Below are 12664 nucleotides of genomic sequence, written 5' to 3' on the forward strand. Positions count from 1 at the left end.
GAAAGTTACTTTACAATACGAAAGGAGATTTTACATGATTTACTCAACAGAGGTAAAAAACATGTGCCCTGTAACTCAAGGGGTACACCATGGCGCAGCTCCCATTCCGGAAGAGGCTAAGTGGGTTAAGTCAAAAGAAATTAAGGACATCTCAGGCTATACACATGGTATCGGCTGGTGTGCTCCTCAGCAGGGTTGCTGTAAGCTTTCCCTTAATGTTAAGGAAGGTATCATTCAGGAGGCACTTGTTGAGACTATTGGTTGTTCAGGTATGACACATTCTGCAGCTATGGCTTCAGAAATTCTTCCTGGTCTTACAGTTCTTGAAGCTCTTAACACAGACCTTGTTTGTGACGCTATCAACACAGCTATGAGAGAGCTTTTCCTTCAGATCGTTTATGGTCGTACACAGTCTGCATTCTCAGAAGACGGACTTCAGATCGGTGCTGGTCTTGAAGATCTTGGTAAGGGTAACCGTTCAATGGTTGGTACAACATACGGTACTCTTGAGAAGGGACCTCGTTATCTCGAGCTTACAGATGGTTACATCACAGATATCGCTCTTGATGAGAACGATGAGATCATCGGATACAAGTATGTTAACTTTGGTAAGATGATGGACTTCATCAAGGCTGGTGACGATGCTAACACAGCTCTTGAGAAGGCTAAAGGACAGTATGGACGTGTTGCAGATGCAGTTCGTTGCATCGATCCTAGACACGAGTAATCATAGGTAAGGAGGAATATAATAATGGCTTTATTTGAATCATATGAAAGAAGAGAGCCCCAGATCCTGGCTTGCCTTAAGGAGTATGGAATCTCTTCAATTGAAGAATGTAGAGATATTTGCATGAATGCTGGTATCGATGTTTACAAGCTCATCGAAGGCATTCAGCCAATCTGTTTTGAAAATGCAAAGTGGGCTTACACAGTAGGTGCTGCTATCGCAATCAAGAAGAACTGCCGTAAGGCTGCTGACGCTGCTGCAGCTATCGGTATCGGTCTTCAGGCTTTCTGTATCCCTGGATCAGTTGCTGATCGTCGTAAAGTAGGTCTTGGCCATGGTAACCTTGGTAAGATGCTTCTTGAAGAGGATACAGAGTGCTTCGCATTCCTTGCTGGTCACGAGTCATTCGCAGCAGCTGAGGGTGCTATCGGTATCGCAGAGAAGGCTAACAAAGTTCGTCAGAAACCTCTCCGCGTTATCCTTAACGGTCTTGGAAAAGACGCTGCACAGATCATCTCTCGTATCAACGGTTTCACATATGTTGAGACTGAGTACGATTACTACACAGGTGAGGTTAAGGAAGTATTCAGAAAGTGCTACTCTAAGGATGCTAACTCACCTCGTGCAAAGGTTAACTGCTACGGCGCTAACGACGTACAGGAAGGTGTTGCAATCATGTGGAAGGAGAACGTTGACGTATCTATCACAGGTAACTCAACTAACCCTACAAGATTCCAGCACCCAGTTGCAGGTACATACAAGAAAGAGCGTGTTGAAGCTGGTAAGAAGTACTTCTCAGTTGCTTCAGGTGGTGGTACAGGTCGTACACTTCACCCAGATAACATGGCTGCAGGTCCTGCTTCCTATGGTATGACAGATACTATGGGTCGTATGCACTCAGACGCTCAGTTCGCAGGTTCATCTTCAGTTCCTGCTCACGTTGAGATGATGGGTCTTATCGGCGCTGGTAACAACCCTATGGTTGGTATGACAGTTTCTACAGCAGTTTCTATCGAAGAGGCTGCAAAGGCTGGTAAGTTCTAATTATAAATTATTAGAAATTTAAAGGGATTGTTCTTTTGGCATAAGCCAAGAGAACAACCCCTTTTTTATTGGCCAAGGCAATCAAATCGCAAGGATAGAAGCACATGTTTATGTACGAAGTTTTAGTTGTTAATTATTCGGATGCATGTAGAAGTTTCCGTTAACCTGCTCTGTCTTGATGACATTGAGGAATGCTTCGGGATCTATGTCAAGTATTTCTGCAACAACAGTTCTTAGCTCATCGCTTGATACCACGGAATATACGATGGTTCTATCAGCGTTCTGGTAAGAACCGTATGCATCTATATCTGTTGCGCCATGACCTGTAAGTTCATAGATCATATCTGCAATCTCTTTAGGCTTTTGTGTGACTATAAGCAGGGTATTCTTTTTATATCGTTTATATAGAATATGTATAACCTGTGTTGATGAGAACTGAAAGATTATAGAGTACAAAGCCTTGTCCCATCCGAAGATGAATCCATCTATAGAAAGAACGATAGCATTGAATATCAGGATATAGTTGAATGAATCAACTCCGAATTTTTCAGATATAGCGATCGCTATAAAATCAGTTCCACCTGTAGTTGCATCAGCTTTAAGACATAAGGTTATAGCAAATCCGTTTACAAGACCGCCGAATATACTGATAAGAAGTACATCATAGGTTATCGCATGAACCGGGATCTGATCAGTAAGAAATGTTACTATAAGTATAGTAATACAGGAATATATGGTGAATTTCTTGCCTATATGTCTGTAAGCTATGACAATAGGAACAGAGTTCATAAGGAAATAGATAACACCATAAGGAACTGCAATTCCAAGAAACTTTTGAAAGATTGCCTGGAGTAGAAGAGTAAGACCTGCGAATCCGCCTGGGAGAAGATCTCCTGTATAGACGAATGTACGCAGGTTGACAGACATTATTATTCCGGCACAGATACATAGAATAATTCTCCAAATATCACTTTGCTTGAACTGAAGAACTTCTCTTGATGCCAATTTTTTACGCAACATAGTATGTATACCTCTTGTAGTTATAATAATCTGACGAGTGACCAATAATCTGAGCATTAGTGTTTAATATATATCTTTTTACATCATGCAAGGAATATTATGTTGTCAATCAGATGCCAGATTTATTCTACACCCACATTGTTTTTAATGTACATAGCCAAGTGCAGTATTTATGCATGTTTTTGTGTATACAAGGATGCACATATGTAGCTTTAGATTGTGATTGAATTTGTGCTTAAATAAATGATCGTATGAAGATTTCGAGGCCTATTATTATAAGGATTGTGCCACCAAGGTAGTTAGCATACTGCTGGAGTCTGCAGCCACATATTTTGCCAAGCTTTACTCCAAGCAAGCAAATGATAAAGGTAACTACTGCGATAATGATCGAGCTTCCAAAAGCTTCGAGAGCACTGTAATTTGCTATTGCAAATCCAACAGAAAGAGCATCGATTGAAGTTGCGATACCCTGGATAAAGAGAGTCTTGTTGCTAAGACAGCGCTCTTTATTGTCAGAATCAGTTTCTATCTGTTCGCAGCAATTCTTTCTTTCTTTAATTCCTTCTACGATCATCTGGATACCAATATATAAAAGGAGTATAAGGGCTATCCATGGAATGCACTTCTGGAAGGAAACAAAAGCCTTTTGGATAGTATGAACGCAGAGCCAGCCGATCATTGGCATTGCAAACTGGAAAAATGCGTAAATACCTGCCATTTTCATATGTCTTGAGCGTGACATGTTGGGCTCTTTGAGTCCATTGGCAATGCATACTGAAAAAGCGTCCATTGCAAGACCTGTGCCAAGGCCTATGCTTAGGATAAGAAAATCTAAGATCATCATAACAATACCTACCTGTTTTTATTTTTCCGGTCTGTATCCGGATAAGATGAGTTTTGGAATATATTCCAAAGCTTTTGTGCCATCGCGCCATATATACGCATAAAAAACGAGACAGATGTAAAGCCCTCAGCATTATGTGAAAGCTTTACATGAGTCTCGCAATTTAAAATAAGCCAGGTTTTTGCCAAAACCAGTATGTTGACTTATTACGTTCATATGCACGTTTGCTACTCCCTCATGGAGTATTATAAAAAACAAGACTTAAATTTACATTTAAGTCTTGTTTTAATTTACCATAATAAGAAGCTTGTGACAAGAATTATTTGCCGATCATTTTAAGAAGCTCTGACTTTGGCTTTGCACCTATGCTCTTTTCAACGATATCGCCATCTTTAAAGAAGCCGATTGTAGGAATAGACATTACTCCATACTTGGATGCAAGATCCTGCTCATCATCAACATTGATCTTTCCAACCTTGATATCGTCATTTTCTTCTGCGATCTGATCTACTACAGGAGCCATCATCTTGCAAGGTCCGCACCAGTCTGCGTAGAAATCTACAAGAACGGGCTTGTCTGACTTAAGTACTTCTGCTTCGAAATTATCTGATGTAAGCTGTATTATTGACATATAAATTCTCCTTTTTAAGTTGAATCATTATAACGGTTAGTTACGTATAACAATATTATATACATAAATCTTCAAAAATGGTACAACAAAATTAAATTTTACACAATTTTAAGAAGTAGATGAATCTGCACTTGATTCATCGTGCTATAATGCTAACGTGTTATAATAAGAAAGGAACTGATAAACGTCTGATGATCATGAGGGAACAGATGCAGAATAATAGTGAAGTTTATCAAGGTAAGACCAAAAAGAAGTCATTTGACGAATCAATAAAATCAAAGATCAATCCCAAAGGAAAAGCTAACAGAAATGCCCAGAACAGCGTTAACAGAATTGCCGCTATTGCAATTTTTACATTTGTTCAGGTGTTATGGCTTGGGTATATTCTGATCAGGTTTAGTATATACAGCATATATATTCAGATTGCATTTAGTCTGTTGTCTATAATAATAGTGCTGACTATTTACGGAAGGCATACTAACTCTGCAAATAAGATGCCATGGATGATATTCATAATGTTCGTTCCTGTTTTTGGTATCCTTTTGTATGTGCTTATGGGTCGCCCCGGGGTTACTTCAAAGGCAAGAAAAAGGTTTGAAGAGATAGACTCCAAGATTATGACATATTTAAAGCCCAAAAAGAAAAATTTCTATGATCTTGAAAAGATCAATCCATATATTGCTTCAAGAATCAAATATGTTGAAGATTATGGACACTTTCCGGTGTATACTAATACGGATGTAGTATACTTTGATGATGCCAAAAAGGGAATAGATGATCAGGTGAGGGAACTTAAAAAGGCAAGAAGCTTCATATTTATGGAGTACTATGCCATACAGGATACCGAAACCTTCGAACCTATAAAGGAAGTCCTTGCCCAGAAAGCTGCAGAGGGACTGGAAGTCAGGGTTATATATGATGATATTGGAAGCGGCGGTTTTATAAATGGCGAGTTTATAAAAAGGATGGAAGATCTTGGCATAAAGTGCCGTGTATTTAACCATGTAAGCCCTTTTTTCCAGGTCATCATGAATAATCGAGACCACAGGAAGATCACTGTAATAGATGGAAAAGTAGGTTATACAGGCGGATATAACCTTGCAGACCTTTATACTCACAAGATAGCGCCTCACGGATTCTGGAAGGATACAGGAGTAAGGATTACCGGAGACGGAGTGGTTACTTTGACAGCTCTTTTCCTGGAAATGTGGAATGCTGTTAAGGCTAATGATATTGATGATAATGATCTTTCGATATTTTTCCCAAGAGTGTCATACACTGCTACAGAAAAGGGAAATTATGTTCAGCCTTATGCTGAAACTCCTCTTGATGAGGAGCTTCTTGGAGAGAATATCTATATGGGTATTCTTCAGACAGCCAAGAAGTACTGCTGGTTTGTGACACCTTATCTTGTAATTACGGATGAACTTAGCAGGGAATTTGAGATGGCTGTTAAAAGGGGCGTTGATGTAAGGATCATAACTCCCGGAATTCCAGATAAAAAGGTTGTAAATGCTATCACCAAATCTTATTATAATCAGCTTGCAAGAAATGGGGTACGTATTTTTGAATATACTCCCGGATTTTGTCATGCCAAGATGTGTATTGCAGATGGCGAGTGTGCGACGGTTGGAACACTTAATCTTGACTTCAGATCCTTGTATCTACATTTTGAAGATGGCGTATATCTTTACAAGTGTAATGCTATTAAAGATATAGAAGTCGATTTTGTCAAAATGTTCGAAGTATCAAATGAAGTTACTGATATGTATCATTCGCACAGAAGCGTTCCGCTTCGAATAAGCCAGTGCGCTCTAAGAATAGTAGCACCGCTTGTATAAACTTAAAGCGATTATGAAATACTGTTTACTAAGGCATAAAGTCATGTAATAATGCTTACTAATATAAAGAGTAGAATCATGTAATAATGCTTACTAATATAAAGAATAGAATCATGTAATAATGATTACTTATATAAAAAATAGAATTATTGAATAATAAATAGATAGGAATAAGTTGTTGTGGCTAAGAAGTTAAGTGAAGATAAAAGAAATATAGTTTTAAACGGTAATATATATCGTGCGGTTCTGATGCTTTCAGTTCCGGTTATGATCAACAGTTTCATACAGTCGCTTTATAATCTTACAGATACCTACTGGCTTGGAGTACTTGGTACTGAGTATCAGTCAGCAATAACGCTTGTATCACCTTTTCAGTCAATACTTCAGAATTTTGGATCAGGTATTACGGTTGCAGGCTCTATTCTTATAGCTCAGTATCTTGGAGCACATAAGGACAAAGAGGCCTCGAATATGGCAGATCATATCTGTATTTCGACACTTATTTTCTCAGTAATATGTGCAATACTTTGTTTTATCATATCACCACCTCTTGTTGCATGGCTTGGTGCTACAGGACTTCAGTATGATTATTCACTTATTTACATAAGGATCGTCATACTCGATATGCCTCTTTTGTATATGATCAATATATATTCATCTGTTCATCAGGCTCAGGGCGATTCGGTGCGCCCTATGCTTTTGAACCTTATAGGAGCAGCAGTCAATCTTGTAATGGATCCGCTTCTTATGGTGGTACTACATTTTGGAATCGCCGGTGCAGCATTTGCTACTCTGTTTGCAAAGCTTCCGGGTGCTATTATTGCTTTATATACTCTTACAAGAGAAGATCAGGTAATAACGCTTCATTTTAAAGGCTTTAGATTTGAGAAGGAGAAGCTTTTAAGTATAATAAAAATAGGACTTCCTACAGCCATAGGGCACAGTACAATGCAGTTTGGATTTCTTCTTATGAGTAAAAGTGTTCAGGCATATGGCATGATAGCAACTACTGCCTATGGTCTTGGCAATAAGATCAATTCGATTATCACACTGCCCAATAATGGCATAGGATCTGCAATCAGTACTATTGTTGGCCTTAATATAGGATCAGGCAACAAGAAGAGAGCTGACAAGGCTTACAGAATAGCTCTTAAAATGGCCTTTGTGTATCTGCTTATTGCCGGCCTTATCCTTTCAAGACGTCCTATAGCAGAGTTTATGATAAGAACTCTTACATCAGATGATCAGGTAGTAAGTCTTGCAACTGACTTTTTGTGCCTTATGTCATTCTGGTGCTGGACCAATGCCTTTTATAACGTCACCATGGGAATATTCCAGGGAAGCGGGCATACACTTATCACTGTTATAGTAGATGCATCAAGGCTTTGGGTATTTAGATTTGCAACACTTTTCTTCTGTCAGAATATACTTCATATGGGAGTAGAATCTGTATGGTATTCAGTTGTTGTATCTAATGCAAGTTCAGCGGCAATACTTTTTGCTCTGTATTTTACCGGCCTTTGGAAAAAAGATGTCATAAAAGCTAAGTGAGAATCAAAATTTTTTTTAGAAAAGTTCAAAAAAAATGTGACGGATTAAAGAGTCATTCCGTTATATATAATGGAGACCCAAACCAGCAAAACATTTTTGGAGGATTATTATGAAAAAATTTAGAACAGGATTTAATGCAGCAGCAGCTCTGGCACTTGCTCTTATAGTTACAGGATGTGGGGGCTCATCAAAAGAGAGCACATCCTATACTTATGAAGAAGCTATCGAATCAGATGTTAGTATGGGTGCAGAGTATGACAGTATGGAGGTTGCTGATTCCAATGGCACTGATTCCCAGACTACAGTTGAAGTAGATGAATCTTCTCAGGTTTCTGACAGAAAGCTTATTACTACATCCAGAATCAGTGCAGAGACAATCAACTTTGAGGATACAATAACATGGGTTGAATCAAAGACAGCTGAACTTGGCGGCTATGTTGAGTCAAGCAGCATCTCTGTGAGTGGCGGATATTATTACAATGAGAAGTATCGTGATCTTCACTATGCCGACTATACAATTCGTATACCTGAGGACAAGCTTGACAGCTTTCTTGAGGATGTAGATAGCATAACCAATATTACCAGCCAAAATAAGAATGTCGAAGATGTAACACTTACATATACAGATATGGTTGCACGCCAGGAAGCTTTGGAGTCAGAAAAAGAGGCTCTTCAAAGGCTTATGGATAGCGCAGAGAATATGGAAGATATAATAACCATCCAGTCTCAGCTTACAGATGTGCAGTATCAGATAGATTCTATAAAATCACAGCTCAGAGTATATGATAACAAAATAGATTACAGTACAATATATCTTACATTAAGAGAAGTTGAGCCTGACGACCTTACTGTTACTGAGCAAAAGTCTGCATTTGAAAGAATCAAAGACGGATTTACAACAAGTCTTAAGAGTACAGGTGAATTCATAGTAGAATTCATTATAGCTGTTATTATAAATCTTCCACAGATCATCCTTCTTGTAGTAATAATCGTCATCATTGTAAAACTTGTAAAGCATAATAAGAAAAGCAAAGCTAAAAAGCAGGAAAGATTGTATAATAGTAAAGTAAATACAAACGCAGGTGTAAAAACTGAAGATCCTGTAAATGTAAATGCAGGTGTAAAAACTGATGATCCTGTAAATACAAACGCTGGTGTAAAAACTGATGATCCTGTAAATATAAGCACAGCTGCAAATGATCAGGGCAAATCCAAGGAAGATATCAATGGATAATAAAAGATCGCCAAGAGATATTGTAACTTCCCGTATAACTGAAATGATACTAACAGGCCAGCTTAAGCCTGATGACCAGCTTCCTCCTGTGAGGGAGCTGGCCAAAAATATGGGTATCAGCAGGAATATGTGCACTGATATCATAAAAGAACTTGAAGAAAAAGGACTTCTTGTCATCGTTCCAAGGCAAGGAGTCTTTGTTGATGATTTCAGAAAAAATGGTAATATTCATACTCTTGAAGCTATCATGGGAGCAGAATTCGATCTTCAGCAGCGCGAAATAGAATCTCTTCTTGAACTAAGATGTGGTATGGAGATGCTTGCCTGCAGGCGTATCATAAAAAATGCTTCCGATGAAGAGATTAATAGTCTTGGTAAACTCATAGACAAGATCCTTGAAGAGAAAGAGCCTGAAAAGGCGGCCCTTCTTACTTATGATTATTATCATGAACTTGCGGTCTTAAGCGGCAATTCAATAGTGCCCATGATTACTGAAGGTTTCAAAAAGTCTACAGTAAAGCTTTGGACAAGATATATCCAGAATTATGGCATAGAGCAGCTTTATAAGAGCCTTGCAGAAGTCTATTTTTACATTATAAGACGTGATCTTGACAAGGTTGTAAAGCAGATACTACTCTCATCGTCTGATACCATAAGCGGTGATCACAGCATATATAAAGATAATCAATATGATGGAAAAAATACTTGAAATGCATTGTATTTCAGCGTTAAAATGTTTTCTTGTATTGTGTAAATATTTCGCAGAGGCAGGAGATTCTTTATGAACAAGATTGGTTTTGATAATGACAAGTATCTTAAAATGCAAAGCGAGCAGATTCGCAAGCGTATAAGCGAGTTTGGCGGCAAGCTTTATATGGAATTTGGTGGTAAACTTTTTGATGATTTCCACGCTTCCAGAGTACTTCCCGGCTTCCATCCTGACAGTAAGATCACTATGTTAAAAGAACTTAAGGATCAGGCTGAAATCGTTATTGCTATCAACGCTGCAGATATCGAGAAGAACAAAGTAAGAGGCGATCTTGGTATCACTTATGATATGGACCTTTTAAGACTTGCTGATGCATTCCGCGAGGAAGGTTTGTATGTTGGATCTGTTGTTCTTACAAGATTTGCAGAGCAGCCTTCTGCCATAGCTTATGAGAAAAAACTCAAAGCCCTCGGCCTTAAAGTATACAGACACTATCCTATTGAGAATTATCCTTCTGATATATCACTTATCGTTAGTGACGAAGGTTTTGGTAGAAACGATTATATCGAAACAACTCATCCACTTGTTGTCATCACAGCTCCGGGACCAGGAAGCGGCAAGATGGCTACATGCCTGTCACAGCTCTATCATGAGAATAAGAGAGGTGTGAAGGCCGGATATGCCAAGTTCGAGACATTCCCTATCTGGAACCTTGCTCTTAATCACCCTGTAAACCTTGCATATGAGGCAGCAACAGCTGACCTTGATGATGTTAACATGATAGATCCTTTCCATCTTGAAGCTTATGGTGAGACTACAGTTAACTACAATCGTGACATAGAGGTATTCCCTGTACTTAATGCTATGTTTGAGAAGATCTCCGGAAGTTCACCATATAAGTCTCCTACAGACATGGGTGTTAACATGGCCGGCAAGTGCATCTTTGATGATGAGGCTGTATCAGCAGCTGCTAATCAGGAGATCATCAGAAGATACTATCAGGCTCTTTGCGAATATCGTAAAGGTAATGCCGGAATGGATCCTGTTCGCAGAATCGAGCTTCTTATGAATAAAGCAGGTATTACAACAGCTGACAGACCTGTAGTTGCAGCAGCTAACCTTAAGGCTGATCAGACAGGCGCTCCGGCAGCAGCTATGGAACTTCCTGATGGAAAGATACTTACAGGTAAGACATCTGTACTTCTTGGTGCATCTTCAGCTCTTCTTATCAATGCACTTAAAGAGCTTGCAGGAATAGAAGATAGTGTAGAACTGATCCCTCCGGATTTCATTGAGCCTATCATGAAGCTTAAGAGTGACTGCCTTGGCGATCATTCTTCACTTCTTCATCTTAATGAGATCCTTATCGCGCTGTCAGTGACAGCTGTTAATAATGAGAATGCAAGAAAGGCTCTTGAGCACATCCCGGATCTTAAGGGATGCGAAGCACACAGCTCAGTTATCCTGTCACAGGTTGATGAGACTGTATTCAAGAAGCTTGGCGTGAACCTTACTTGTGAAGCTCATTATGAAAGCCAGAAGTTATATCATAAATAATGAATTTAAAAGTGATGATTATAGAAACACGCATTTACTGCGTGTTTCGTAATTTTAGTCACAATAGTTCTTTATAGTTTCAAACAATAGTGTTTATATTTTTGCGTCAGGAGAATTGGATGCTTGTACATAACGAAGAAGACTTTAAATATGTAATGCAGGATTTTGAAAAGTACTATATTGGAGCCAGATACAGCTATGACGAGCTTATGGCATCGCCCTTTATACCATTTAAATTCAAGACAATCATTGAAAAATATATAGCAAAGGAAATTGATAAGAGTGCAACTATAGAAAGCCATTTCTATTTTATGACTGATGAGGGCTTTGACTATAGAGTGTGCAGGCAGCTCAGGATGAGGTTTAGATGTTCTGTTCTTGCTAGCCCTCATAAAGACGGCGTAGAAGATAAGTATACTGAAAAAATATATCCTATAGATAAACTTGTAAAGCTTACTGCCAAGCAGAAAATGGATAATGGCCTTGTGATAAGAGAGCTTATACAGGGCAAGATGTCTCTTATGATGTTCCAGGTGTAACTCTTGGAAGCAGTAAAATCTGGTGATAATCAATACAGCTTATATTACAGCCATTCTTTTTTCTGTAATTTTTTAAGATAGTTCTTTTTAAAATCTCTTCTATTTCCGAAGAAGTACTCTTCTGACTTAGAGTAAAGATTATCGTTTATTTTTAAATCTATTAATGTAAAAGTACATAATAAATCTGCGACCTGAAACAATTTATAATCTTTTGGAAGAACTTTCCTATAAATTGGATTAGGAAGTAGCACACTGAAAACCGAAGCTAGTATTTTGCTAACTTGGACTTGTCCATTATCATAGTAAATCTTTACATCGTCTGAAGCCAAAAAGTCGTTATAATGCCCTCTAATAAAACTTGCAATTTGTTTTGCAAGTTTACCTGCAGCTTCAACAGGATCATTGACATGTTTTTTCTCTATATAAAATGATTTATAATAAATATCCAATTGACGGACAAATGCTACCATTTTATTAAATATTCGTCGTCGCTCAGCTAATGTCATATCCTTATATATTTCTTCTTTCCTAATGATTGGGCCAGTATGAATACATAAATCATGTAGGCCGAGATAATCTAATTCTGTATCTAACTTTGCTATGTCATTGGAAATATCGACCGACTGGTCATGAAAAACCATTGTAATTATATAATATGGTGAATGACTGGAATACTCTCCAAAATCACCTGATTCATCAATGAAAATACTTAGTTCTTTCATGAAGTTGCTCCCATAAAAAATGGCGGGGAACTTCCCCGCCCATGATGGACCTGGGTCTTTCGACCAGCCCTTATTTGTTCTATTATTATATAACAAATCGTTATATAAATCAATAATTATAGGCGAGCTTAACAGCGGAATCTATCAAAATATCCAATAAATCAATTGGTGAAAGGAACATTTCAATGAGCAATAATTATAATGAGTATTGCATGAAATTTTCAAATGAAGAAATTGAAGAATAT

General features: G+C 38.2%; 12 protein-coding genes. 8 read left to right on the top strand and 4 right to left on the bottom strand.

Features of this window, described 5'->3' with window-relative positions:
• The first annotated feature begins 34 nt into the window (after window positions 1-34).
• Together K6G87_RS15395 and K6G87_RS15400 are read left to right on the top strand one after the other, a co-directional pair.
• Window positions 35-727, top strand: coding sequence for an iron-sulfur cluster assembly scaffold protein (locus tag K6G87_RS15395; RefSeq protein WP_027215449.1), 693 nt, complete (start codon window positions 35-37; stop codon window positions 725-727).
• A gap of 24 nt (window positions 728-751) precedes the next feature.
• The gene (locus tag K6G87_RS15400) at window positions 752-1771 is read left to right on the top strand and encodes a GGGtGRT protein (RefSeq protein ID WP_073384489.1); all 1020 of its coding nucleotides are present in this window, start codon (window positions 752-754) and stop codon (window positions 1769-1771) included.
• A gap of 129 nt (window positions 1772-1900) precedes the next feature.
• On the opposite strand, the gene K6G87_RS15405 is transcribed toward K6G87_RS15400, so the two are convergent.
• The 3 genes from K6G87_RS15405 to trxA form a co-directional block, all read right to left on the bottom strand.
• Window positions 1901-2791, bottom strand: coding sequence for a YitT family protein (locus K6G87_RS15405; protein WP_296839207.1), 891 nt, complete (start codon window positions 2789-2791; stop codon window positions 1901-1903).
• Window positions 2792-3026: 235 nt separating this feature from the next.
• Window positions 3027-3635: a manganese efflux pump MntP gene (locus K6G87_RS15410; protein WP_330669890.1), complete on the bottom strand. Its 609-nt coding sequence runs from the start codon at window positions 3633-3635 to the stop codon at window positions 3027-3029.
• Window positions 3636-3954: 319 nt separating this feature from the next.
• Window positions 3955-4266 (bottom strand): thioredoxin, encoded by a 312-nt coding sequence (gene trxA / locus K6G87_RS15415; RefSeq protein WP_296839209.1) that lies wholly within the window; start codon window positions 4264-4266, stop codon window positions 3955-3957.
• Window positions 4267-4475: 209 nt separating this feature from the next.
• Between trxA and cls the strand changes: the two genes are divergently transcribed.
• From cls to K6G87_RS15445, 6 genes are all read left to right on the top strand, one after another.
• Complete coding sequence (gene cls / locus K6G87_RS15420) at window positions 4476-6107, top strand: cardiolipin synthase (RefSeq protein WP_296839211.1); 1632 nt, start codon at window positions 4476-4478, stop codon at window positions 6105-6107.
• 180 nt (window positions 6108-6287) lie between these two features.
• Window positions 6288-7658 carry an MATE family efflux transporter gene (locus K6G87_RS15425; RefSeq protein ID WP_296839213.1) on the top strand — a complete coding sequence of 457 codons (1371 nt, stop codon included), beginning with the start codon at window positions 6288-6290 and terminating at the stop codon, window positions 7656-7658.
• A 109-nt stretch (window positions 7659-7767) separates the two neighbouring features.
• A complete protein-coding gene (locus tag K6G87_RS15430) occupies window positions 7768-8892 on the top strand; it encodes a DUF4349 domain-containing protein (RefSeq protein WP_296839215.1) in 1125 nt (374 codons plus the stop codon).
• Window positions 8885-9601 (top strand): FadR/GntR family transcriptional regulator, encoded by a 717-nt coding sequence (locus K6G87_RS15435; protein ID WP_296839217.1) that lies wholly within the window; start codon window positions 8885-8887, stop codon window positions 9599-9601. Before K6G87_RS15430 ends, K6G87_RS15435 begins: the two co-directional genes overlap by 8 nt.
• 72 nt (window positions 9602-9673) lie before the next feature.
• Entirely contained in the window at window positions 9674-11158 is a 1485-nt protein-coding gene (locus K6G87_RS15440; protein WP_296839218.1) for a DUF1846 domain-containing protein, read from the top strand.
• Window positions 11159-11277: 119 nt separating this feature from the next.
• Window positions 11278-11697, top strand: a complete 420-nt coding sequence (locus K6G87_RS15445; RefSeq protein WP_296839220.1) for a hypothetical protein — start codon at window positions 11278-11280, stop codon at window positions 11695-11697.
• A 44-nt stretch (window positions 11698-11741) separates the two neighbouring features.
• On the opposite strand, the gene K6G87_RS15450 is transcribed toward K6G87_RS15445, so the two are convergent.
• Window positions 11742-12419: a DUF3800 domain-containing protein gene (locus tag K6G87_RS15450; RefSeq protein WP_296839222.1), complete on the bottom strand. Its 678-nt coding sequence runs from the start codon at window positions 12417-12419 to the stop codon at window positions 11742-11744.
• Window positions 12420-12664 lie beyond the last annotated feature (245 nt).

The organism is Butyrivibrio sp. (assembly GCF_024699075.1).

Coding starts and splice junctions, on each gene's coding strand:
- K6G87_RS15395 (WP_027215449.1), top strand. CDS start 35: ATGATTTACTCAACAGAGGTAAAAAACATGTGCCCTGTAACTCAAGGG.
- K6G87_RS15400 (WP_073384489.1), top strand. CDS start 752: ATGGCTTTATTTGAATCATATGAAAGAAGAGAGCCCCAGATCCTGGCT.
- K6G87_RS15405 (WP_296839207.1), bottom strand. CDS start 2,791: ATGTTGCGTAAAAAATTGGCATCAAGAGAAGTTCTTCAGTTCAAGCAA.
- K6G87_RS15410 (WP_330669890.1), bottom strand. CDS start 3,635: ATGATGATCTTAGATTTTCTTATCCTAAGCATAGGCCTTGGCACAGGT.
- trxA (WP_296839209.1), bottom strand. CDS start 4,266: ATGTCAATAATACAGCTTACATCAGATAATTTCGAAGCAGAAGTACTT.
- cls (WP_296839211.1), top strand. CDS start 4,476: ATGCAGAATAATAGTGAAGTTTATCAAGGTAAGACCAAAAAGAAGTCA.
- K6G87_RS15430 (WP_296839215.1), top strand. CDS start 7,768: ATGAAAAAATTTAGAACAGGATTTAATGCAGCAGCAGCTCTGGCACTT.
- K6G87_RS15435 (WP_296839217.1), top strand. CDS start 8,885: ATGGATAATAAAAGATCGCCAAGAGATATTGTAACTTCCCGTATAACT.
- K6G87_RS15440 (WP_296839218.1), top strand. CDS start 9,674: ATGAACAAGATTGGTTTTGATAATGACAAGTATCTTAAAATGCAAAGC.
- K6G87_RS15445 (WP_296839220.1), top strand. CDS start 11,278: ATGCTTGTACATAACGAAGAAGACTTTAAATATGTAATGCAGGATTTT.
- K6G87_RS15450 (WP_296839222.1), bottom strand. CDS start 12,419: ATGAAAGAACTAAGTATTTTCATTGATGAATCAGGTGATTTTGGAGAG.